This is a genomic window from Sphingomonas canadensis (assembly GCF_026013525.1).
Classification (GTDB): domain Bacteria; phylum Pseudomonadota; class Alphaproteobacteria; order Sphingomonadales; family Sphingomonadaceae; genus Sphingomonas; species Sphingomonas canadensis.
Genome location: NZ_JAPDRA010000001.1, coordinates 251,888 through 274,992, shown reverse-complemented (window position 1 = coordinate 274,992; position 23,105 = coordinate 251,888). Strand labels below are relative to the sequence as shown.

Here is a 23,105-nt window from a genome sequence, read left to right as displayed (position 1 = left end):
AATGGGAGAGGGACCGATGACCGAAGACGATATCGCGCGGGCACGCGCCGCCTATCTGCGCGACGGCGCGACGGTGCTGCGCGGCGTGCTCGACGCGGAGTGGATCGATCGGATGCGGGACGCGATCGAGCGGGTCATCGCCGCGCCGTCCGAATCCGCGGTCGAATATACGCCGCAGGGACAGTCGGGGCGCTATGTCGGCGACTTCTTCGTGTGGATGCGCGATCCCGATTTCGCCGATTTCGTGCTGCGATCGCCGCTGCCCGCGCTCGCCCGGGCGATGATGGGATCGCAGGTCAGCCGCCTGTTCTACGATCAGCTATTGGTGAAGGAGCCGGGCACGCGCGAGCATACGCCCTGGCACCAGGACCTGCCCTATTGGCCGGTCCGGGGCGAGCAGGTGCTGTCGCTGTGGATCCCGTTCGATCCGGTGACGATCGCAACGGGCGCGGTGCAATATGCGCGCGGATCGCACCTGGAGAAGAAGCTCTATGCCCCGCGCGCCTTTTCGGCCGATTCGGGGTTCGGCGCGCTGTACGCCAAGATGGGGCTGGAACCCGCGCCGGACGAGGCGGCGCTGCGCAAGCGCTATGAGATCGTCTGCTGGGAGACGGAGCCGGGCGACGTGCTGGTCCATCATCCGCTGACCTTCCACTTCTCGGCGGGCAATCTCTCGCCCGTGGTGCGGCGGCGGGCGCTGGCGGTACGCTATCTGGGCGATGATGCGCGCTGGGACGCGCGGCCGGGAACCTTCGTGGAGAAGGACACGATCCGCAACGGGCTGATCGAGCCGATGGCGTTCGCCGACGGCGACGTACCGGAAAGCGCGAACTTCCCGGTCTGCTGACGCCTGAACCGGCGGCCGGCCGCGCGGGATGCGCCGCCAGCCGCCGTGCCGGTCACATCGCCTGCGCGCCGACGCGGAAGTCCGGACGGACCCAGCAGGCGCAATCGTCGCGGAAGCTGAGCGGGCCGGTGGGGACCAGATCGCCGCCTTCGCCGCGGCGATAGGAGCCGCCGGCCTTCTCGCCGGGGATGTCTACCTCGACCACCACCTCGGTGATGCCGTCCAGGAAGGCCTGGTTGCCTGCGCGGCGGATCGAGAAGCTGGGGCCGCCCCATTCCACGCGCTCGCACGGGCCGTCGTAATGGCCCTTCGGCGTCTCCAGCACGCAGCTTTCGATCTTCTGGACGGCCTCGCCGTCGCCGGCCACGGGCGCCGCGGCAGCGGCCGGGGCGGCGCTGGCCGGGGCCGAGGGCTGGGCGGCCGGGGCGGCCGGAGCCGCGGCGTTGCCGGCGGGCGCCGTCGCGTTGCTGGCGTTGCCGCCGGTGGCGCCGCCGCCACAGGCGCTCAGCGCCAGGATTGCGGCCATCGCGGTCGCAGTTGCATAACCAAACTTCATACGTCCTCCTTCAAACAACCCGTGACCGGGTATCTCTATTGCGCTTGGCCCCAGTCGCCGCCCGCGGTGTCGAACTGCGCGAGCAGGGTGAAGGAGCCAGGATCGAACTCGGGGTGTCCGCGGCCGAGGCGGAAAAACCAGGAAATGTGCTGGAACACGCGCCAGAACGCGGGCGAATCCGCATCCACGCCATAGGGGCCGCACGGCCTGCGCGATCCCCTGCTGCTCCGGGGCGGGACGGCGCCGGGGCGGAGATCGACGACGAGGGCGTCGGCCGGCCAGCCTTCCACCCCCGCGTTGCGCACGGTGCAGGCGGCCGCCTGGCCCCGATCGCGGATCGCCGAGCGGGCGAGCGCCAGGATCGCAACGCCGGGATCGCCCTCCTCCGCGCCCGCGAGCACGACCGCCACCTCGCCTCGCCGATCGCCGAACGCGGAGGATTCATAGGTGAGCTGCGAGGTTTCGATGTCCCCCGAATAGGCCAGTTGCGCGGTGCGGGTGCCGCAGCGCAGGGCGAGATAGAGCAGCGCGTCGCCGCCGGGCATCTCGGTTTCCTGGGGAACCCAGCGGCATCCCTCGGCCGCCGCCGGGCGCTTGCCCTCGGCGAACTCCATATAATCCACCGCGCGCGAGGCACAGATGCCGGTCAGCGGCAGCCGCTCGCAGGCAAGCCCGGCGCCGGGCGCGGTGACGTTGGCTGCCCGGGCGGGCGCCTGCGTCCGGGGCGGCTCCGCGCTGTTGCCGGCTCCGGGTTCACCGCCGCCCGAGCAGCCGGCGAGCAGCGCGGCGGCCAGGGCCAGCGGAAACCCCTGCCGGGCACCCTGGCCGGGGCGGCCGCAAGGATCGCGCCTCATCGCGCAAGGCCCGGCCACTGCGCCTGCGCTCGCGACAGGAGAACATGCGCGGTGGCGCAGGCGCAGGCCGCGCTCCCCCCCAGGGCACGGCCGGACGCGCTGGACCGGTAGGCGGAAGCGAACAAGGATGGCGTCTTCCGTGGGCGTCCCCGCGGCTCTGGGTCGCAGCGCATGGCGGCAGGATAGGCCGCGGGCGCTCCGCGGGAACTGGCCGGGAAGCCAGTCGCCCCTGTACGAATGTCCAGTGTGGCGGCGTCCCCGCGGCCCGGCCGGTGCTAGAAATCCGATGCCGCGACCAGGCCGTTGCGCACCGCCAGCGCGGCGGCCTCGGCGCGGTTGGAGACGCCCAGTTTCAGCAGGATCGCGCTGACATGATAGCGCGCCGTGGGCAGCGAGATGCCCAGATAGGTCGCGATCTCCGCATTGGTATAGCCCTTGGTCAGCAGCGCGAGCACGCGGCGCTGCTGGCCGCGCAGCGTCATGTCGCCTTCGCCCGCCGGGGGAACCGGGGCGCCGGTCTCCGGCGCGCCGCAACCCGCGCCCACCACCGTCTCGCCGGCGTGGACGCGGCGGATCGCGTCGGCCAGCTCGTCCGCGGACACCGTCTTGGGCAGGAAGCCGCTGGCTCCGGCGGCAAGCATCTGGCCCACCGTCTCGCCGTCCGCGAAGGTGCTCAGCCCGATCACGCGCACGCCGGGGTGATAGCGGCACAGCGCCTCGGTGGCGCCGACGCCGCCCATGCCCTGCATGCGCACGTCCATCAGCACAACGTGCGGCCGGTGGCGCTGGCACAGGAACAGCGCCTCCTCGCCATTCTCCGCCTCGGCGACGACGGTGAAGCCGGGCATGGCGCCGATCACCTGGGAAAGCCCCGCGCGCACGACCATGTGATCGTCCACCAGCAGGATGCGGATCGGCTCAGCGTTCATCGGAAGCCATCCATATCAGCGTGATGATGGTGCCGCGGCCGGGCGCCGCGTCGATTTCCAGCGATGCGCCGATGCGCTGCGCGCGTTCCCGCATGATCTGCAGCCCCAGATGATCGCCCACGACCGCGGCAGGATCGAATCCGCGGCCATCGTCGCCAATGACGAGCAGCGCCTGTCCCGGCAAGCCCTCGAACGTCACCCGCACGTTGCGGGCGCCCGCGTGCTTGGCGATGTTGTTCAGGCTTTCCTGCGCGATCCGGTGGAACATCGCCTGCACCTCGCCGGGCAGCTTCGCATCGCCGACGATCTCCACCTGCGTCGCCACGCCCTGGTTTGCCTCGAACGCGCGGGCCAGCGCGACGATCAGCTCGCCCAGCGGCCGTTGCTCGGCGGTGCCGGTGCGCAGCTCGGTGAGCAGCAGCCGCATCTCGGCCAGCGCATGGCGGTTGAGCTGGCTCAGCCGTTCGAGCGCGCGTTCGGCGTCCTGCGGACTGCGCTGCCATTGCTCGGGCAGGCTGTCGGCCACCATCGCGGCGGAGAACAGCGTCTGGCTGACCGAATCGTGCAGATCTCCGGACAGGCGGTTGCGCTCCTCCAGCCGGGCGTTGCGCGCGGCGAACTCGGCAGCTTCCTCGGTCCGCTCGGTCACGCGGTCCTCCAGCGTGTTGACCAGCGCGTGCTGCTCCGACGCCATGTCGTTGAACGAGGAGGTGAGATAGCCGATCTCGTCGGCGAAGGTGACCGGCACGCGCGCGTCCAGGCTGCCGCGGCGGAACCGCTCCACCCCGCGCAGCAGCCGGTTGAGCGGCACCACCAGGTTGACGCGCAGGAACACCGGCAGCCCCAGCAGGATCAGCGGGATCACCGCCAGCAGGAACCAGGCGATCGGCGCATAGATGCGATCGAGGTAGCGCAGGAAATCGAGGTAATAGTCGCTCATCATCCCGCTGCCTGGCGCTCCGTGCAGCGGAACGCCGCGCAGATCGATCCGCTGCACCGGCCCCGCGTTGCTGCCCGGGGTGATGCCGATCAGCCAGGCGGTGGCGTTGGCCAGATACAGGTCGTAGCGCGGCCGCGCGGGCAGCCTGTCATAGGCGAACTCGATCGCCCCGTCCGGATAGAGCGCGAGCTGGAAGCTGTAGCGGTTCGCCGGGTTCTCCGTTTCCCGCAGCGCGTGCCAGCTTATCAGCACCTTGTCCGCATAGCGGCTGACGAACACGCCGCTGCCCGGTGCGATCGCTTCGCCATTGTTGCCGCCCAGTTCCACCGCCAGCGGAAAGATCGCCGGCTGCGGGCCATAAAGATGCGCGGTCTCGCGCCACAGCGGCAACCGATCGAAGCCGGTCAGCCCGTCCTCGCGCACGAAGATCCGCTTGTGGTTGCGGCCATAGAAGGGGAAGGCGAAGGGCAGCGGCACCTCCGCCCGTCCGCCCGCGATCCGCTCGCCCAGCCGGTGATCGTAGAGATAGGGGACGCGCTCGGCCCAATAGCCGCCCTGCCCGTCCGGATGGAAGCGATAGGCCTGGCGCTCCGCCACCATGGTGCGGTTCTGGTACGCTTCGATATAGACCGGCCCGATCAGCCAGGCGAGGCTGGAGATCACCGCCAGGATCGCCGTGATGCTGACCCCGGACAGCTTGACCAGGAACGAGCTGCGATCGGGCAGGTGGTTCAGATAGATCAGCGCGAAGCCCGCGATCTGGGCCAGCGACAGCCAGCACACGGCGATCTCCGTGAACAGGACGCTGGTGAGCCCCATGCCGTGCGCCATCAGCGCGCCGGCATGCGCCAGCGGCAGCAGCGCGAACAGGAAATAGGCGCGCGCTGCCGCGCCATCGCGCCCGCCCCCCGAAAACAGCCGCCGGGCGATGCCGCGCTCGCCGCCCGCCTCGCCGCGCGTCGCCTGAAGGATCTGGCGGATCAGCAGGATCGCGATCCAGCCGAAGCCGCCGACGAGCCCCAGGTCCATCCAGGCGGGGCGGAACCAGATCGCGCCCTCCAGCGTGTCGCGGAAGCGCCAGACCGCCACCGCTGCCTCCCCCGCCACGCAGGCGCCGGAGACGGCCAGCGCCAGCCGTGCCTCGATGCGCGCCCCCTCCAGCGGCGCGGGGAAGCGATAGGCAAGCTGGATCATCGCCGCGAGCGTCATCGACGAGAAAGGGGCGGTCCATGGCAGGACATAGGCCTGAAGCCCCGGGACCAGCGCGACGCGCAGCATCCACAGCACCACCACCGGCACGAACAGCACCGCGGTGGCGAAGATCAGCGTCTGGGCGGCGGGCAAGCGGCCGGTTCCGCGCTCGGCAAGGCTGCGGCGCAGCAGATATCCCGCGACCGCCAGCACGAGCACGAGCTGGGCGAGATAGCTGATCGCCCGCGGATTCCAGAGCAGCCAGGTCATTCACGTTCCCGGGGAGGCGGCGCGCCTGCCCCTTCCAATCCCGGCTTATCGCACGCCCGCGCGCGAATCGGCCCTGTACGAACGTCCAGTCGCCGCTGGCCGGGCGGCCAGTCGAGGGGTCAGGCCCCGGCGGCGGGCCAGATCAGCGTGATCGCGGTGCCCCGCCCAGGCGCGCTGGCGATCTCCAGCGCCGCTCCGGCGCGCTGGGCGCGCTGGCGCATGATCTCCAGCCCGAAATGACCGGCGTGATGCGCGTCGGGATCGAAGCCGCGGCCATCGTCGGCGATGCGCAGCAGCGCCTGTCCGCCGATCGCCTCGAACCCGAAATCGAGCCTTGCGGCGCGGGCGTGGCGCGCGACGTTGACCAGGCATTCCTGCGAAACCCGGGCGAACGCCGCCTGCACCTCGGCCGGCAGGCTGTCGTCGTCGGCGATATCGGCAGCAACGGCCAGGCCGGTCGCCGCCGCGAACTCCGCAACCTGCGCCGTCAGCCGCTCGTCCAGCGGCCGTTCGCCCGCCTGGCCTGCGCGCAGTTCGGTCAGCAGGTCGCGCATCTCGTGCAGCGCGTGGCGGTGCAGGTCGCGGATCCGGTCCACCGCCGCCGCGCAGGCATCGGGATCGCTGCGCCATTGCTCGGGTAGCGTATCGGCGAGCAGGGCGGCGGAGAACAGCGTCTGGCTGACCGAATCGTGCAGGTCGGCGGACAGGCGGTTGCGCTCTTCGAGCTGGGCATTGCGCGCGGCGATATCGGTCACCTCCGCCACGCGCTCGGCCACCATCGCCTCCAGACCATGCACCATCTGGTGCTGCGACCGGGCCATGGCGTTGAAGCTTTCGGTCAGATAGCCGATCTCGTCGTTGAAGGTCACCGGCGCCTGGGCGTCTAGCTGGCCGTCGCGGAAGTGGCGCATCGCGTGCAGCAGCCGCTCCAGCGGCCGCACCAGGAAGCTGCGGAACAGCAGCGGCATGCCCAGCAGCACCGCGATCGTCGCGCCGATCATGAAGCCGGCCAGTGGAGCATAGAGCCGGTCGAGATAGGCCATGAAGGCGCGGTAATTGTCGAAAAGCATGGCGCCCGGCGGCACCGCGCCCGGCGCCGCCGATCCTGGGGTGAAGCCGAACAGCCAGGGCGCGGCCAGCGGCTCGAACAACTGGTATCCGGGGCCGCGCGGCACCGATTGATAGACGAGATCGATCCGCCCGTCGGAATGCAACACGGTCTGAATGGCAAGGCAGGGGGCTTGCGCGCCCGGTGGGCAGCGATCGCGCCGGGTCACCACCAGCCGCCCGGGCTCGACCCGCGCGGTCACGCTGCCGCCCTGCGCCGGCATCGCGACCAGCACCGGATAGATGGCGGGCTGGCGGCCATAGCTGAACACCACGTCGATCGGGTGCGGCACGCGCTCCATCCCGATCGTTCCGTCCGCCCCGATATGGACCGCGCGATAGCTGCGCCCGAAATAGGGGAGCGCGAACGGCAGCGGCACGCGCGCGCCCTCGCCGCCTATCGCGGCCCCGCCTTCCGGGGCGAAGGCGAGGTCGATCCGGGCCGGGGCATAGCGGTCCGGCCCGGCCGGCGTGTAGCGATAGGCGTCGCCGGGCATGGGCGAGGCGGGCGGCTCGAACGCGGAGAAATAGCCCGGCGCGATCGCCCAGCAGGCACCGTTCATCGCCGCCAGCAGCAACGCGACGCTGATCGTGGTCAGCTTGAACTGGAACGAGGATCGTTCGGGCAGATAGCCGAGATAGACCAGCGCAAAGCCGGTAAGCTGCGCCAGCACCGACCAGCAGATCAGCACGTCCATCGAATATTGGCCGAGCAGCCCTTCGTGCTGGAGAACCAGCGCGCTGGTGTGCGCCACCGGCAACGCCGCGAAGACCAGCAGCCCGCGCGCCGCCGTGGCCTCGCGGCTGGCCGCCGGGCCGGTGATCGCGCGCAGCACCGCCCGTCCGCGCCCCGGAAGCCCGGCCGGCACGCCGGTCAGCGGGCGCTGCGCATGGAGCAACTGGCGCAGGAACAGCACCGCCGCCCACACCATCCCGGCGTTGAACCAGCCGGCGAACCAGTCCGGCCGGAACCAGGCCTCGCCCGCCAGCGCCGCGGCGCCGGTGCGCAGCGCGATGGCGAGCTCCAGCACCACCAGCGCCGCCATGATCGCCCCCGCCACCATGCTTTCGCGCTGCGTTCCGGGCAGGCGGCGCGGAAAGCGATAGGCGAACTGGACGAAGGCGGCGGCCGCGCCGCCGCCGAAGACCGGTACCCAGGGCATCGCCAGCACCTCGGGCGAGCGCGGCGACAGCCACGGCATCAGGTAGCTCGACCAGCCCCCTCCCGCCATCGCGTGGAGCAGCGATACGAGCAGCGCCGGCACCAGCAGGCCGATGGTGAGGCCGAACAGCAATGTGGGGCCGGACGCGCGGCCCAGCCGCCGTTCCTCCAGCACCCGCCGCGCGAGATATCCGGTCAGGATGAGCGCGAGCAGAAGCTGCGACAGATAGCTGATCGCGCCCGGATTCCAGAAGAGACCGGCGCCCGCGGTCAATTTGTCCAGCGCGGCTGCTTGCCCCATCGGCCCCGGCCTAGCCCGTGCCGCAGCGCAAGGCGAGTGCGAACCGCGGAACGCGCAGGCCCTCCCGGACGATATCGGAGCCATGTGCCGATTGCGCGTTCCACCGGACCGTCACTTTCGTTAGGGTGCGGGACAAAGGAGAGCGAGGATGGATCGAGAGTACCGGATGCTGGTGGACGGCGAGCTTGTCGCGGGCGCCGGCCAGATTGACGTTGTGAACCCGGCGACGGGCGAGCCCTTCGCCAAATGTCCGCGCGCGGACGAGGCGTTGGTGGATCGCGCGGTGGCCGCGGCGAAGCGCGCCTTCCCGGCATGGGCGGCCAAGCCGGTCGAGGAGCGTGCGGCGCTGGTCGATGCGATCGCGGAGAAGCTGCACGAGCGGATCGGCGAGTTCGCCAGCCTGCTCACCAGCGAGCAGGGCAAGCCGCTCGATCAGGCCGCCTATGAGGTGATGGGCGCCTATTTCACGCTCAAGGCGTTCGCCGCGATGCGGATCGCGCCCAAGGTGCTGAAGGACGAGGGCGGCAACCAGGTATTCGAGCATCGCACCCCGCTGGGCGTGGTGGCGTCGATTACGCCGTGGAACTTCCCGATCATCCTGCTCGCCAACAAGCTGGGGCCGGCGCTGGTTACCGGCAACACGATGGTCGCCAAGCCCGCGCCCACCACGCCGCTGACCACGCTGCTGTTCGGCGAGATGGTGCAGGAGATGCTGCCGCCCGGCGTGTTCAATGTGATCGCCGACGCCAATGATCTGGGCGCGAAGCTGACCGCGCATCCGGACGTCGCCAAGGTGGCGTTCACCGGATCGACCGCGACCGGCAAGAAGGTGGCGGCATCGGCCGCCGGCACGGTGAAGCGCGTGACGCTGGAACTGGGCGGCAACGACGCCGCGATCGTGCTCGACGATGTCGATCCGCGGGTGGTGGCGCGCAAGGTCTATGGCGGCGCGATGACCAACGCGGGCCAGATCTGCGTGGCGATCAAGCGCGCCTATGTGCCCGAGGGGCTGTACGACGAGTTCGTCGACGAGCTGGCGTCGCTGGCCAGGGAAGCGGTGGTCGACGACGGATCGAAGCAGGGCACCACCGTCGGCCCGATCCAGAACAAGATGCAGTTCGACAAGGTGAAGGCGCTGCTGGACGACGCGCGCGAGCGCGGCACGGTGGTTGCCGGGGGCGCTCCGCTCGATCGCCCCGGCTATTTCATCCCGCCGACGATCGTGCGCGACCTGGACGACGATGCCCCGCTGGTGCGCGAGGAGCAGTTCGGCCCGGTGCTGCCGGTGCTGAAGTACAATGACATCGACGATGTGATCCGCCGCGCCAATGATTCGGAATATGGCCTGGGCGGCACGGTGTGGGGCAAGGATGTCGAGCGTGCGATTGCGGTGGCGAAGCAGATCGACACCGGCACCGTGTGGGTGAACCAGTATCTGGCGATCGACGCGAACATCCCGTTCCGCGGATCGAAACAGTCCGGCCAGGGCGCCGAGCTGGGCGAGGCCGGGCTGTACGAATATACCCAGGCGCACATCGTCAACGCGGTCGCGCTCGAAGACGCCTGAGCCGCGCTCCGGCAAGAAGAAACGCCGCCCGGCCGGGTCTCGGCCGGGCGGCGTTTTGCCTTGTGCGATGGCCGGGGCGATCAGGCCTTGGCGATCACCGCGTCGAAATCGCTGGCGTCGTGGCGCTCGCGCAACTGGCTTTCGGGCGAGCCGAAGGTGCGGTTGACCATCCGCCCGCGCTTCACCGCCTCGCGCGCGCCGATCAGGTCCACCCAGCGGTTGAGATGCTGATATTCATGGACCGACAGGAATTCCTGCGCGCCATAGGCTTCGCGCGCGATCGATCCGTACCAGGGCCAGATCGCCATGTCGGCGATCGTATATTCGTCGCCCGCGACATATTCGTGCCTGGCGAGCTGGGTGTCGAGAACGTGGAGCTGGCGCTTGGTCTCCATCGCATAGCGATCGATCGCATATTGGATCTTGAACGGGGCATAGGCGAAGAAATGGCCGAAGCCGCCGCCCACGAACGGCGCCGATCCCATCTGCCACATCAGCCAGTTCATCGTCTCGGCGCGCTTGTGATGGTCGGTCGAAAGGAACGCGCCGAACTTCTCCGCCAGGTAGAACAGCATCGATCCGCTCTCGAACAGGCGCGTGGGCGGATTGGTGGAATGATCCACCATCGCCGGGATCTTTGAGTTCGGGTTGATCTCCACAAAGCCGCTGCCGAACTGGTCGCCCTGGCCGATGCTGATCATCCAGGCATCATATTCGGCGCCCGCATGGCCGGCGGCGAGCAGCTCTTCGAGCATGATCGTCACCTTCACGCCGTTGGGCGTGCCCATCGAATAGAGCTGGAGCGGATGCTTGCCGACCGGCAGCGCCTTCTCGTGCGTCGCGCCCGAGACGGGGCGGTTGATGTTGGCGAACTGTCCGCCGTTCGCCGTGTCCCAGGTCCAGACCTTTGGAGGGACATAGCCTGGGGGCTGGTTGTTCGCGGGATCCATCGTATCGGCCATCTGCGTCCCTTCCGTCATCGGGTGTCAGGGCCGAGATGTATTGCGTGGCGGCGCGATTGCCAGTGCCTTCACGGCCTGCCCCGCCGCCGGTTTCACTCCTTGCAACGGCGCGCGCGAAGGCGCGGCGAGCGGCGCTTTGGCCGCCCCAAGCATTTCTTGGCAGAAAATCCCATCAAATAGATATGAATTAATGCGATGCCGAGCCGGCATGGAGTCAGTGGAGGAATGGATGGCGCGAAACGGCCTCGATCGGGATTCCATGGCGGGAAAGCCGGGCGGCTGCGGGACACCGGCGGCATGAGCGCGGCGGCGGCTGACCTCTCCCGGCCATTCCCGCCGGAGATTGCGGATGCGGTTTCCGGGCTCAATGCCGCGCGCTCGGCCTGGCGGGGGCGCCAGGGCGGGCGCCACGGCGCCGCGCGCTTTCCCGTGCCCGCGGAGGTGGCACGCGCGGTGTGGCACCTGTCCGCCGCGCTCTATCCGGTGCGGCTCGGCGGTTTCCGCGGCGGCGCAGCGCGCGAGGACGATTTCGTCGCGGAACAGCTCAGCGCCGGGCTGGCGATCCTGCGCGATCAGGTTGCGAGCGAGCTGGAATATTGGGAGGCGCATTCGCGCGAGGCGTTCGACGACGATCACGCCGACACGATCGTGCGTCATTTCGCCGCCACGCTGGCCGATGCCCGCACGCTGATCGACAGCGATGTGGAGGCCGGCTTCGTCGGCGATCCCGCGGCGCGCAGCGTGGACGAGATACTGGTCAGCTATCCGGGCGCCGTCGCGATCCTCCACCACCGGCTGGCGAGTCCCGTCCATTCGCTGGGCGCCCCGCTGGTGGCGCGTATCATATCGGAACTGGCGAACAGCCGGACGGGGATAGACATCCATCCGGGCGCCGCCATCGGCCACAGCTTCTTCATCGATCATGGCACCGGCGTGGTGATCGGCGAGACGGCGATCATCGGATCGAACGTCCGCCTCTATCAGCATGTCACGCTGGGCGCGCGCAGCCCGTTGGGCCTCAGCCGGGTCACGCCGCGCGACCGTTTCGCCCGCCACCCGATCGTGGGGGACGATGTGGTGATCTATGCCGGGGCGACGATCCTGGGCCGGGTGACGATCGGCCGCGGCAGCACGATCGGGGGCAATGTGTGGCTGCTGGAGGATGTTCCGGCCAACAGCGTGGTGGTGCAGCCCGAGGCGATCCGGCTGGGCGAGGCGCAGGCGGCTGGACTTGCGCGGCGGCTGGCGGGAGAAGCGTAATGATGCCCTTTCTCCGCCGCGATCCGTTGCCCGCGCGCAGCCCCAAGCCGGTGATCGGCGTGCTGTGCTGCAACGAAGTGGCCGACCGGCCGATCCAGGCGGTGGCGAGCCGCTTCGTCGAGCCGCTGAGCCGCATCTCGGAGGCCACCGTGCTGCTGGTCCCCGCGCTGCCCGAGGTGCTCGATGCCGGTGCGCTTACCGGCCGGCTGGACGGGCTGCTGCTCACCGGATCGCGCTCGAACGTCGCCGCCGCCAACTATGGCGCCGGCACTGTGGGACAGAGCGAGCGGCTCGACCAGCGGCGCGACGCGGTGGCGCTGCATCTGGCCGCGCACATGATCGAGGCGGGGCGCCCGGTGTTCGGCATCTGCCGCGGGCTGCAGGAGCTGAACGTGCTGTTCGGCGGCACGCTGACGCGCGACCTGCCCGATCATCACCGCGAAGGCGACGGGCACAGCTTCGACGACCTGTTCGATCATGCCCATGACGTGCGGCTGGAGGAGGCGGGCGTGCTGGCCGCGGCCACGGGCGAGCGGCGGCTGACGGTCAATTCGGTCCACCACCAGGGGATCGACCGGCTCGGATCGGGCCTGTCCGTGGAGGCGGTTGCCACCGATGACGGGCTGGTCGAGGGATTTTCGGCGCGGCCCTGCGGCGGCCAGGTGCTCGCCGTGCAATGGCATCCCGAATGGGGCGCGGAACAGCGCCCGTCGGGCCAGGCCTTCTTCCGGCTGCTCGGCGCCGCGCTGCGCGAAAGGGAACTGGCGCGGCGCGCGGTGTAGGGCGCGGGCCGGGACCTGCGGCGCGAAGCCGGGAAAAGGCTATGCCCGGAGCTCCAGTACCGGCGCCGCCTGGGTGTTTGCGGCACCGGACGTGTCTGCTCCCGCCAGCATCCGCACCAGCGCCGGGATCGCGGGCGCCCCGGCGGGCGGCACCAGCGCGCAGCCCCAGTTGGCGGCCAGCTCCTCCGCGCCCGGCGCATCCTCGATCAGCGTCGCGGCGAAGGGCAGCGGCGTGTGCGGTCCATCGAAGCGCTGTTCGGGCGACGCGCTGATCGCGCTGGCGAGCGGGCGGACGAACACCGCGCCGGCCACCTGCGCGACATAGGAGGCGGGCGAGAGCCGCGCCCACCAGGCGACCGCGAAACAGCCGATGCCGTGCGCCACCAGCACCGCGGGGCGATCGGCCAGCCGCACGGCCTCGTCCAGCCGCGCGGCCCAGCGGTTGCGGCCACAGCCGCCCTCGATCTCCAGCAGCATCGCGCCTTTGGCGATCAGGTCGCGCGCAGGCGGATCGGAACGGTCGAATATCGTCAGAACGGGAAGGTCGCGGACGTCGGCAGAAAGGGCGTACGGCATCGCAGTCTCTCCCTCCTATGGTCGGGCGCGAACCCGGGGGGGCAGCATCGGCGACGGTCGCTCTCGGGGCGACTCGCGGCCTTGTTCCCGGCCAAAGGGATATTCCCATCTTTTGACTATGCAATAGGTGATGCGCCGAATCGGGGCAGGATTGCGCCGGAGGCGCGGCGCGGGCTCAGCGATCGCCGGCTGCGGCGCCATAGAGGCGCAGAAAGGCATCGGTGCCGGTGACCACGGCCATGCGAATCTCCTCGGGATCGCCCGCGTCGATCGCGCCCAGCAGCAGCCTGTCCGGCATGTCCCATTCGACCAGCCCCTTCCAGTGCATCGCGGCGATCCACGGGTCGGCGCGGCGCAGGCTGCCCTGATCCATCAACAGCGCGAACCGGTCCGCCAGCCGCCGCCAGCCGGGCCGCAGCAGCGCTTCGTAGAAAGTCTTGCCGATGCCGCTTCCGGCGGGCTGGTTGGCCACCATGCGGATGTTGGCGATCGGACGGCTTGCCAGCCTGCGTTCCAGATAGCCGGTGCCCAGCACGATCAGCCCGTCGCGCAGGTCTTCGGCACCCAGGAACTGCTCCAACAGCGCATCGGCCTGTTCCGCGATGTCATATTCGAGCACCGCGAGCAGCAACTCCTCCTTCGACCGGAAATAGCCGTAGAGCGTGGCCTTCGATCCCCCGACGCGCTTCGAGATCAGCGACATGGTGGTGCGTTCGAAGCCGAGCTCTTCGAAGAGATCCGCCGCCACCACGACGATCTCGCGCCTCTTGTCCTCGGTGCGCACGCGCATCGCTGTACTCCCGCCGATATAACTGAACATGGCGGTACGGTTTAGTGTTGACAAGGGCGGATGCTCAAAACTAAACCATACCGTACAGTCTATAACGATTCGCACACACGGGAGAACACGAATGGCTCCGTACCGGGCCAAGCGGCGGCTCTGCCGTGCGCTGGCGTTTGCGCCGTTGCTGCTGTGTGCGGCATGCGTGGCCGCTCCCGATCTGGGAGAGGCGCCGCGGCCGCGCAGCGCCGGCACGCTGGCCGCCGCGATGCCGGCGCCCCAGGCCGGCTGGCCGGAGGCGCGCTGGTGGGAAGGCTATGGCGATCCCCAGCTCAGCGCGCTGATCGCCGCCGCGCTGGAAGGATCGCCGACGATGGACGAGGCGGAGGCGCGCGTCCGCCGTGCGCGGGCCGCAACGCTCCAGGCCGGCGCGGCCACGCTGCCCAGCGTCGAGCTGACCGGGCAGGGCGGCGCCAGCCAGATGAGCGTCAACAGCATGCCGCTGCCCGCCGGGCTGCTCCCGCATCATTGGGACGACACCGCCCAGGCGGCGCTGGGGGTGAGCTATGACCTGGACCTGTGGGGCCGCAACCGTGCCACATTGCGCGCCGCGCTCTCCGAGGAACAGGCCGCGCGCGCCGATGCGGAGGCCGCCCGGCTGACGCTGTCGACCGCGATCGCATCGGCCTATGCCGATCTCGCGCGGCTGGGCGCGGTGCGCGCCACGGCGGAGGGCGCGCTGCGTGTCCGCGGCGAATCGCTCGACATGGTCCGCGCGCGGGAGGCGCAGGGGCTGGAAAACCGCGCGGCGGTGCTCCGCGCCGAATCCGGGCGCGCGGCGGCTGCGGCCGATCTGGCGGCGGTCGACGAACAGATCGCGCTGACCCGCAACCGCATCGCCGCGCTGATGGGCGAAGGGCCGGGGCGCGGCGCGGAGATCGCGCTGCCCGCCGCGGTGCGGCTGCCTGCGTTCGGGCTTCCCGCCGATCTGGGCGTGGAGATCGTCGCGCGGCGGCCGGATATCGTCGCGGCCCGGCTGCGTGCCGAGGCGCAGGCGGACCGGATCGGCGCTGCCCGGGCGGACTTCTATCCGAACATACGCCTTTCCGCGCTGGTGGGGCTCCAGGCGCTGGGCATCGGCCGCCTGCTCGACAGCGGATCGACCTATGGCTCGGTGGGTCCCGCGATCACGCTGCCGATCTTTTCCGGCGGGCGGATCGAGGGCGGCTATCGCGCCGCGCGCGCCGATTATGATGCGGCCGTCGCCGCCTATGACCGCACGCTGATCGAGGCGCTGCACGACGTGGCCGATGTCGCGGCGCAGCAGCGGGCGCTGTCGGTGCGGCTGGCCGATAGCCGCGCATCGCTCGCGGCGTCGGAAGCGGCGCTGGAGCTGCTGCGCGCGCGCTATCGCGGGGGCCTGGCCTCCTATCTTGAGGTGCTGAGCGCGGAGGACGCGCTCAATTCCGGGCGCCGTGCCGTGGCAGAGCTGGAGGCGAGCGCCTTCGCGCTCGACGTGGCGCTGGTGCGTGCGCTCGGCGGCGGCTTCCAGGCCGCGAAATGAGTGAGGGAAACACGACGATGAACAAGCCTGTGACCCGCGACGAGCTCGCCTCCGCCCAGGAACCGCTGGAGGACGCGCCCGCTGCCCCGGTGGACGATCGTGCCGCGGCCGGCGCCCGGCGGCGCAAGGGCTTCCTGGCGCTCGCGCTGGCGGTGGCCGTGATCGGCGGCGGCTGGCTGGGCTACAACTGGTTCTTCAACCACGGCATCGTCGAGACCGACAACGCCTATGTCGGCGCCGATGTCGCGGCGGTGACGCCGCTGGTCACCGGCACGGTGGCGCAGGTGCTGGTCAGCGACGCGCAGCCGGTGAAGGCCGGGCAGATACTGGTGATCCTGGACCAGACCGACGCGCAGCTCGCGCTCGCCGAGGCTGAGGCCGCGTTCAACCAGGCGCAGCGCCGGGTGCGCGGCTATCGCGCCACCGATCGCCAGCTCACCGCGCAGATCGCGATGCGCGGCGCCGAGGCGGGGCGTGCCTCCGCCGAGACGGCGTCGGCCTCCGCGGCGCTGGAGCGTGCGCGGATCGATTTCGAGCGGCGCGAGGCGCTGGCCGCGACGGGCGCGATTTCGGGCGAGGAGCTGTCCTCCGCTCGCGCCGCCTATCAGCAGGCGCGCGCCGGCGTGGCCGCGGCGCAGGCGGCGCAGAGCCAGGCGCTCGCGGCGCAGACTGCCGCCGCCGGCCAGCGCGACGCCAATCAGGCGATGATCGCGGGCGCCGCGATCGACGACAATCCCGAGGTGGCTGCTGCACGCGCGCGGCTGGAACGCGCCCGGCTGGATCTTGCGCGCACCGTCATCCGCGCGCCGGTGGACGGCGTGATCGCCCGGCGCCAGGTGCAGGTCGGCCAGCGCGTCCAGACCGGCGCGGCGCTGATGAGCGTCGTGCCGATCCAGCAGGCCTGGGTCGACGCCAACTTCAAGGAAGGCGAGCTTGCCGCGGTGCGCCCGGGGCAGAAGGTGGAGCTGGAAGCCGATCTCTACGGCGGCAGCGTCACCTTCCACGGCACCGTGGAGGGGCTGGCGGGCGGCACCGGATCGGCCTTCGCGCTGATCCCCGCGCAGAACGCCACCGGCAACTGGATCAAGGTGGTGCAGCGCGTGCCCGTGCGCATCCGGCTCGACCCGGCCGAGCTGAAGCAGCATCCGCTGCGCGTCGGCCTGTCGATGGTCGTGCGCGTCAACACCCGCGGCTGATCCGGCGCGAACGGGAGAGAGGGCGATGAGCGCCGCCACCGCCGCACCGGCCACGGGTCAGGACCAGGCCGTCCGGTCGCCCTGGATGATCGGCATCCTGCTCGCCATGGCGAACTTCCTCGCCGTGCTGGACGTCACCATCGCCAACGTCTCAGTGCCCACTATCGCGGGGAACCTGGGCGCGACGCCCAGCCAGGGGACCTGGGTGATCACCTCCTATGCGGTGGCGGAGGCGATCATGGTGCCGCTCACCGGATGGCTGGCGGCGCGCTTCGGATCGGTGCGGGTGTTCGTCGCCGCGATGATCGGCTTCACCGGCTTCTCCGCGCTGTGCGGGCTTGCGCAGAATCTGGAGATGCTGGTGCTGTTCCGCGTGCTCCAGGGCTTTTGCGGCGGTCCGCTGATGCCGCTGTCGCAGACGCTGCTGCTGCGCGTCTTCCCGCCGAAGTCGCAGCCGGCGGCGATGGGACTGTGGGCGATGACCACGCTGATCGCGCCGATCGCCGGGCCGGTGCTGGGCGGGCTGCTGTGCGACAATTTCGGCTGGCCCTCGATCTTCTGGGTCAATGTGCCCGTGGCGATGGTGTGCGTGCCGATGCTGATCTTCGCGCTGCGCCGCTATGAGACCGAGACGGTGAAGGCGCGGGTGGACGGCGTGGGGCTGGGCCTGCTGGTGCTGTGGGTCGGTGCGCTGCAACTGATGCTCGATCTGGGCAAGGAGCATGACTGGTTCGAATCCGGGCTGATCACCGGCCTGGGCATCGTCGCGCTGATCGGCTTCGTCGCCTTCTTGATCTGGGAGCTGACCGAGAAGGAGCCGATCGTCGCGCTAAGGGTGTTCCGTCACCGCGGATTCGCGATGTCGTGCATCACGCTGGCGCTGGCGTTCGGATCGTTCATGGCGATCAACGTGCTGGTGCCGCAATGGCTGCAGCTCCACATGGGCTATACGGCCACCTGGGCGGGCTATGTCTCCGGGATGATCGGCATGCTGGCGCTGGTTTCCGCGCCGATCGTCGCGAAGCTTTCCAGCCGGGGGATCGATCCGCGCATCCTGATCTTCGCGGGCGTGATGTGGCTGGCGGCCGTTACCTGGATCCGCGCGGACGCGATCACGGAGATGAGCTTCTGGCAGATCGCGATATGGCCGCTGGTGATGGGGTTCGGCGTACCCTTGTTCTTCATCCCGCTCAACATGGTCGGGCTGGGCGCCGTGGACCCGGAGGAGACGGCCTCGGCGGCGGGGCTGATCAACTTCATCCGCACGATCGCGGGCGCCTTTGCCACGTCGCTGGTCAACACCGTCTGGGAACATGGCGCCGCGCGCAACCAGGCGGAGCTGGCCGGGGTGCTGCACGATCCGGAAGGCGCCGTCGCCGCGATGCAGGGGGCCGGCTTCACCCATGACCAGGCCGTCGCCGCGCTTGCCAACACGGTCTCGTCGCAGGCGGTGATGATCGGCACCAACGAGGTGATGGCGCTCTGCGCGTTCGGCTTCGGCATCGCCGCCATGTCGATCTGGCTGGCGCCCCGCCCGCGCCCGGGCGTGGACATGAGCGGGGTACACTGACGGTTTAGGATCAGGCGGCACCGGCCCGCTCCCGCCAAAAGCGGACAGGATCAGGAGCCCCAAAGCCAGCGCAGGATATCGGGCAGGATCGCCCCGCCATGCTGGTCCGAATGGCCGCCGTCGCCCCACACATGGGCGATGCGATAGCGCGGTCCGCGGTCGCCGCGCGCGTCGGCATCGGCATTGGCCCAGTTGAGCGCTGCAAGCATCTGCTGGTTGGCGAGGAACCAGTTGCCGTGCGCATTGTCCAGGTCGTTCGATCCGTCCTGCAGGAAGATGCTGATCGGCCGGATCGGGCTCTTGCGGATCAGCCCGGGGTAGAGGTCGCCGCCGGGGCGCATCGGGCGGCCGGCTTCTGCGGGGGCATAGCCGATCGAGGTATAGCTGCCGATCATGCTGATCACGTTGCCGAAGGCATCAGGCCGGTGCCAGGCGGCGGTGAAGGCGGCGATCGCCCCGCTGCTGGTGCCGCCGATCGCGCGCCGGGCGGGATCGTCCGTAAAGCGCCAGCGCCGCGCGACTTCAGGCAACAGCTCGCCGGTCAGCATCCGCGCATAGGCATCGTCCAGCGCGTCATATTCCTGCGCGCGGTGATCGGGGTTCTTCATGCCCAGGTCCGCCGGATAATGTTCGCCCAGGTTCCCCGGTGTCACGAACACGCCCAGCGTCGGCGGGATGGCGCCCTTGGCGATCAGATTGTCGAGCACGGCGGGGATGCGCAGCGATCCATCGGGGTTGGTGGCGCGCTGGCCGTCCTGGAACAGCAGCAGGTTGGGCGGCCGCGCGGGATCATAGGTCGCCGGGACATATACCCAGTAGCGCCGCACCGTTCCCGCGAAGACGTGGCTGTGGAACTCGAACGGCCCCTCCAGCGTGCCCCGCGCCACGCCGGGCTGGACGAGCGAGTCGGCGGTGAGGGGATAGTCGCCTGGCTTGCGCGCTTCCTGCGCCGCGGCCGGAGCCCAGGCGAGCGCCGCCAGCACGGCCGCCGCGATCCATGCGCGCATCCTTCCCCTCCTTCGTCGTTGCGGGGAGCATAGCGCGCCGCGTCGCCTGTACAACGCTGTCACATGACTTGCCCCCGGTGCCCGGCGCGGTATCGCTGCGCTGGCATCTTCCCGGAGCCGCCGCATGTCCGAAGCCGACCCGCTGCACATCGCCTTCCTGCTGTTCCCGGGCGTCACCCAGCTCGATCTGACCGCGCCGGCGCAGGTGCTGTCGCGGCTGGGCGGCGCGCGGCTCGATCTGGTGGCGAAGACGCGCGATCCGGTGCCCACCGACGCGCAGTTTCCGCTGCTGCCCACCGCGGCCTTCGCCGATGTGCCGCGCACCGATATCCTGTGCGTGCCGGGCGGCTTCGGCACCGTGGCGGCGATGGAGGATGCGGAGACGATCGCCTGGCTGAAACAGGTGGGCGCGGACGCGCGATGGGTGACCAGCGTGTGTACCGGATCGCTGCTGCTCGCCGCGGCGGGGCTGCTGGCCGGGCGGCGCGCGGCGTGCCACTGGGCCTCGCGCGATCAGCTCGCCTTCTTCGGGGTGGAGCCGGTGGCGGAGCGGGTGGTGTTCGACGGCAATCGTGTCACCGGCGGCGGGGTGACCGCGGGGATCGATTTCGCGCTGGCGCTCACCGCCGCGATCCGGGGCGAGGCGCATGCCCGCTTCGTTCAGCTCAGCCTGGAATATGATCCGTATCCGCCGTTCGATTCGGGGACGCCGGATCGCGCCGATGCCGCCACGCTGGAGCGTTATCACGCGATGGTGGCCCAACATGCGCCCGGCCGTCGCGAAAAGGTGAAGGCTATCGCGGAGGCGCTGAAGTAGCGGCTGGAGCGGTTCTCGACCCGGCTGTGCGGGCCAGCGCAGCCGCCTGGGCCTGCGGCATCGCGGCGATCCAGTCGCGCAGCAGCTTCGCGCCCTCGGCATGCACGGTGGCGCGGCCAAGCTCCGGCATGGCGATGCCGGGATCGGTGCTCTCCAGGCGATAGACCAGGATCGATGCCTCCGGATGGCCCGGCGCGATCACGAATTCGGCATCGCCGCTGCCGCGCCCCGCCGCCACGGGGCGCTTGCCGATCCCGGTCGCGTTGCCCGCGGGCCGGCTCCCTTCGAGGAACAGGCCGGAGTTGGAGGCCGCGCCCTTCGGATTGTGGCAATGCGCGCAGTTGATCTCCAGATAGGCGCGTGCCCGGGCGTCCAGCGGCTGGGCGGGATCGTCCCAGCGGGCGATGCGCGGCGCGTCCCTGGGCGCGCGGTCGAGCAGCCCGGCCTTCACCATCGCGGACAACTGGCCGCCATGGTTCAGGTAGCGCGCCTTGGGGCCGATCGGCGTGATCGTGCCTGACAGCGCGTGGCAATCCTTGCACTGGTTCTGGTTGGGCACGGCATAGCTGATGCTGCGCGGTGCGCCCGAAGGATCGGTGAAGCTGACGGGCAGCCGCATCCCCGCGCGCTTAAGATCGGCGTCCGTCCCCTCCGCGTTCCAGACATAGGGCAGCGCCACCCAGCCGCCCGCCCGGTGCAGCAGCAGCCGCGTCTCCACCGGCCGGAAGACCCCGCCGCGGCGATAGCCGAAGGTCTTGATCAGCGCGCTGCCGACGGGCAGGCCGAGGATATTCTCAGCATCATAGCGGGCCTTCGCGCCCGCGGGCACATAGAGATAGCGGTGCTTCTCCGCATAGTCGGAGAACAGCGCGGTCTCCAGGTCATAGCCCATCACCCGCGCCGCCGGGCGGGTGACGGCCGCATCGGTGAAGAAGCGATAGTCCGAAAGCTTGGGCGCGAAGCCCTCCGCCACGATCGCCGCGTCGTTCACGCCCGGCGCCGCGGGCCGCGCGGCCAGCGTTCCGGCGAACAGCAGCAGCGCGGCGGCCAGCAGCTTCACTTGGCCGCGGCCTCCATGGCGGCGGGCAGCACCACTGCGGGCGGCGGCGCGGGCTTGGCGCCGTCCAGCGTCATCGGAGCGGGCTTCGCCGTCTCCGGCGGGGCGCCGAGCGCCAGGCCCAGGCTCAGCACGGCCACGCCGCCGCCGACATGGATCTGCGCGGCATCGCCCGTCCCGTCCCACAGCACGGGCGGCAGCGATCCGCCCAGCGCCGCCGCGATCTGTTCACCGCCGGGAATAGCGGGTGCGAAACCGGCGCGGCCCTGGGCATTGCCCTCCACCACGATCCCGCGCGGCAGCGGATTGTAGCGCTTGTCGTCGAACGGCTGGCGATAGGAAACGATCATCACATTCGCCGTGCCGTTGCCCGACATCGCGTTATTGAAGACATGGACATTGTCGTTCGCCATCACCAGCACGCCCGTTCCCGTGGGAACGCTGGCGACGATATTGCCCTTGGGGGCGAAGTTGGGCGTGTCGTTGTCGACCACGGCGTTGTCGAACACGCGCACCTCGCCGCCGCCCATCACCGGCAGGCTGGGCAGATCGAACACCAGGATGCCGCCGGTATTGTGTGTGGCGACATTGTCGTAAACGTCGGCGTTGCGGCTGTTCTCTATCTCGATCCCCGCCACATTCTGGCTCACCGTCGAGTTGCGCACCACGATCTGCTGCGACTGGCCGACATAGATGCCCGCGTCCGACGCGCCCTTCACCGTGACGCCATCGACCAGGACCCATTTGGATTCGACCGGATAGACGCCATAGGCGCCGTTGGTCGCCTTTGGCCCGCCGGTCCATTCGACGCGGATGTTCTTGTAGACGATGCGGTCCGCGCCTTTCGACTTGATGCCGTCGCCCCGGCTGTCCTCCACCGCGAAGCCGCGCAGCACGACATCGTCGGAGGTGACCAGCAGCCCCTCGCCCGCGCCGAGCTGGCCCTTGAAGCTCAGGATCGTCGCGTCCGGCCCCGCGCCCTGAACGGTGACGCGATCGACGTCCAGGCTCAGGCCGTCGGTCAGGTCGAAACGGCCCGCGCCGATCTTCACCACATCGCCCGGCTGCGCCTCGATCAGTGCCGCCTGCAGGCGTTCCTGGGCGTTGGCGCCCGCCTCCACCACGATGTCGCGCGCGGCGGCGGGGGCGGCGGCAAGCAACGCGGCGATCGCCGCCGCGGGCAGGGCATTTCGGGTCATCGGCCTCTCCTGTTTGCGCGCATCATTGCGCGGCGGGAGGCGGGGGTCAATTGACAGGGGTGTAAGTTACCTCACTCGCGCGCGTCGCCCGGCAGTTCGGATTCCGCGCGCTCCAGCTCGCGCGGCTTGCGGCGCTCGAACGCGCGGCCCAGCCGTTCCTCCTCCGCCGCGGAGAGGCGCTTCTCCGCCGTGGGGAACATCTCCTCCTCTTCCTCGTCGATATGGTGGAGATAGCGTTCGCGCATCGTCTTGAACCGCGTCAGCCAGCCGGGCGAGGACATCTCCGTCTCCACCAGCTCGCCCAGGATGTCGTCCACCTCCTTGTGCTCGGAAACCGAATGGCGCGCGTCGTCGCGCAGCTCCGGATCGGCGAGCATCGTGGCATAGAGCGTCTCCTCCTCGGCGGCGGCATGCGCCTGGAGCTCGCGGCGCAGCGTCTCGAACAGTTCGCGCCGCTCCGGGCTGTCGCCTGAGGTTTCGGCGATGCGGGTGATCAGCTCGCGCTGGCGCTCATGGTCGGCGATCAGATCGGCGAAGATTCGTGATTTGCTCATGCGGCCTAAACGTGCCGCGCCGCCGATGTTTCCCCGGAACGATCCGCGCGCTAGGC

Annotated in this window: 20 protein-coding genes; 8 read left to right on the top strand and 12 right to left on the bottom strand. The window is 70.1% G+C overall.

Annotated elements, in window-relative coordinates:
- The first annotated feature begins 16 nt into the window (after positions 1 to 16).
- A complete protein-coding gene (locus OM513_RS01335) occupies positions 17 to 847 on the top strand; it encodes a phytanoyl-CoA dioxygenase family protein (protein WP_264942347.1) in 831 nt (276 codons plus the stop codon).
- Between the two features lie 52 nt (positions 848 to 899).
- On the opposite strand, the gene OM513_RS01330 is transcribed toward OM513_RS01335, so the two are convergent.
- From OM513_RS01330 to OM513_RS01310, 5 genes are all read right to left on the bottom strand, one after another.
- Positions 900 to 1,403 carry a hypothetical protein gene (locus tag OM513_RS01330; protein WP_264942346.1) on the bottom strand — a complete coding sequence of 168 codons (504 nt, stop codon included), beginning with the start codon at positions 1,401 to 1,403 and terminating at the stop codon, positions 900 to 902.
- A 35-nt stretch (positions 1,404 to 1,438) separates the two neighbouring features.
- Complete coding sequence (locus tag OM513_RS01325) at positions 1,439 to 2,257, bottom strand: hypothetical protein (protein WP_264942345.1); 819 nt, start codon at positions 2,255 to 2,257, stop codon at positions 1,439 to 1,441.
- 275 nt (positions 2,258 to 2,532) lie between these two features.
- Positions 2,533 to 3,186: a response regulator transcription factor gene (locus OM513_RS01320; RefSeq protein ID WP_264942344.1), complete on the bottom strand. Its 654-nt coding sequence runs from the start codon at positions 3,184 to 3,186 to the stop codon at positions 2,533 to 2,535.
- Positions 3,176 to 5,587 carry a HAMP domain-containing sensor histidine kinase gene (locus tag OM513_RS01315; protein WP_264942343.1) on the bottom strand — a complete coding sequence of 804 codons (2,412 nt, stop codon included), beginning with the start codon at positions 5,585 to 5,587 and terminating at the stop codon, positions 3,176 to 3,178. The genes OM513_RS01320 and OM513_RS01315 overlap by 11 nt, the downstream gene beginning before the upstream one ends.
- A 119-nt stretch (positions 5,588 to 5,706) precedes the next feature.
- Entirely contained in the window at positions 5,707 to 8,157 is a 2,451-nt protein-coding gene (locus OM513_RS01310; protein ID WP_264942342.1) for a sensor histidine kinase, read from the bottom strand.
- 148 nt (positions 8,158 to 8,305) lie between these two features.
- Between OM513_RS01310 and OM513_RS01305 the strand changes: the two genes are divergently transcribed.
- On the top strand, positions 8,306 to 9,724 hold the full coding sequence (locus tag OM513_RS01305; RefSeq protein WP_264942341.1) for an aldehyde dehydrogenase family protein: 1,419 nt from the start codon (positions 8,306 to 8,308) through the stop codon (positions 9,722 to 9,724).
- Positions 9,725 to 9,804: 80 nt separating this feature from the next.
- Here the strand turns inward: OM513_RS01305 and yghU are convergent, their stop codons facing one another.
- Positions 9,805 to 10,686: a glutathione-dependent disulfide-bond oxidoreductase gene (gene yghU, locus OM513_RS01300; RefSeq protein WP_264942340.1), complete on the bottom strand. Its 882-nt coding sequence runs from the start codon at positions 10,684 to 10,686 to the stop codon at positions 9,805 to 9,807.
- 297 nt (positions 10,687 to 10,983) lie between these two features.
- Here yghU and epsC point away from each other — a divergent pair, with 297 nt between their 5' ends.
- Positions 10,984 to 11,946, top strand: a complete 963-nt coding sequence (epsC, locus tag OM513_RS01295; RefSeq protein ID WP_264942339.1) for a serine O-acetyltransferase EpsC — start codon at positions 10,984 to 10,986, stop codon at positions 11,944 to 11,946.
- Positions 11,946 to 12,728 carry a gamma-glutamyl-gamma-aminobutyrate hydrolase family protein gene (locus OM513_RS01290; RefSeq protein ID WP_264942338.1) on the top strand — a complete coding sequence of 261 codons (783 nt, stop codon included), beginning with the start codon at positions 11,946 to 11,948 and terminating at the stop codon, positions 12,726 to 12,728. The genes epsC and OM513_RS01290 overlap by 1 nt, the downstream gene beginning before the upstream one ends.
- Before the next feature lie 39 nt (positions 12,729 to 12,767).
- Here the strand turns inward: OM513_RS01290 and OM513_RS01285 are convergent, their stop codons facing one another.
- Positions 12,768 to 13,304, bottom strand: a complete 537-nt coding sequence (locus OM513_RS01285) for an alpha/beta hydrolase (protein ID WP_264942337.1) — start codon at positions 13,302 to 13,304, stop codon at positions 12,768 to 12,770.
- Positions 13,305 to 13,479: 175 nt separating this feature from the next.
- Positions 13,480 to 14,094, bottom strand: coding sequence for a TetR/AcrR family transcriptional regulator (locus tag OM513_RS01280; RefSeq protein WP_264942336.1), 615 nt, complete (start codon positions 14,092 to 14,094; stop codon positions 13,480 to 13,482).
- A gap of 121 nt (positions 14,095 to 14,215) precedes the next feature.
- Here OM513_RS01280 and OM513_RS01275 point away from each other — a divergent pair, with 121 nt between their 5' ends.
- From OM513_RS01275 to OM513_RS01265, 3 genes are read left to right on the top strand one after another with little or no spacing between them, the layout of a single operon-like run.
- Positions 14,216 to 15,649 (top strand): efflux transporter outer membrane subunit, encoded by a 1,434-nt coding sequence (locus tag OM513_RS01275; protein ID WP_264942335.1) that lies wholly within the window; start codon positions 14,216 to 14,218, stop codon positions 15,647 to 15,649.
- A 17-nt stretch (positions 15,650 to 15,666) separates the two neighbouring features.
- Positions 15,667 to 16,845, top strand: a complete 1,179-nt coding sequence (locus tag OM513_RS01270; RefSeq protein ID WP_264942334.1) for an HlyD family secretion protein — start codon at positions 15,667 to 15,669, stop codon at positions 16,843 to 16,845.
- Positions 16,846 to 16,870: 25 nt separating this feature from the next.
- Positions 16,871 to 18,415, top strand: coding sequence for a DHA2 family efflux MFS transporter permease subunit (locus OM513_RS01265; RefSeq protein WP_264942333.1), 1,545 nt, complete (start codon positions 16,871 to 16,873; stop codon positions 18,413 to 18,415).
- Between the two features lie 50 nt (positions 18,416 to 18,465).
- Here the strand turns inward: OM513_RS01265 and OM513_RS01260 are convergent, their stop codons facing one another.
- Positions 18,466 to 19,422, bottom strand: a complete 957-nt coding sequence (locus OM513_RS01260; protein WP_264942332.1) for an alpha/beta hydrolase — start codon at positions 19,420 to 19,422, stop codon at positions 18,466 to 18,468.
- A gap of 124 nt (positions 19,423 to 19,546) precedes the next feature.
- On the opposite strand from OM513_RS01260, the gene OM513_RS01255 reads away from it, so the two are divergent.
- Positions 19,547 to 20,239, top strand: a complete 693-nt coding sequence (locus tag OM513_RS01255; protein WP_264942331.1) for a DJ-1/PfpI family protein — start codon at positions 19,547 to 19,549, stop codon at positions 20,237 to 20,239.
- On the opposite strand, the gene OM513_RS01250 is transcribed toward OM513_RS01255, so the two are convergent.
- From OM513_RS01250 to OM513_RS01240, 3 genes are all read right to left on the bottom strand, one after another.
- Positions 20,217 to 21,299 carry an SO2930 family diheme c-type cytochrome gene (locus OM513_RS01250; RefSeq protein ID WP_264942330.1) on the bottom strand — a complete coding sequence of 361 codons (1,083 nt, stop codon included), beginning with the start codon at positions 21,297 to 21,299 and terminating at the stop codon, positions 20,217 to 20,219. The two genes, OM513_RS01255 and OM513_RS01250, sit on opposite strands and share 23 nt — an antisense overlap.
- Complete coding sequence (locus tag OM513_RS01245; protein WP_264942329.1) at positions 21,296 to 22,495, bottom strand: parallel beta-helix domain-containing protein; 1,200 nt, start codon at positions 22,493 to 22,495, stop codon at positions 21,296 to 21,298. Before OM513_RS01245 ends, OM513_RS01250 begins: the two co-directional genes overlap by 4 nt.
- A 71-nt stretch (positions 22,496 to 22,566) precedes the next feature.
- On the bottom strand, positions 22,567 to 23,049 hold the full coding sequence (locus OM513_RS01240) for a hemerythrin domain-containing protein (RefSeq protein WP_264942328.1): 483 nt from the start codon (positions 23,047 to 23,049) through the stop codon (positions 22,567 to 22,569).
- Positions 23,050 to 23,105: the final 56 nt, after the last annotated feature.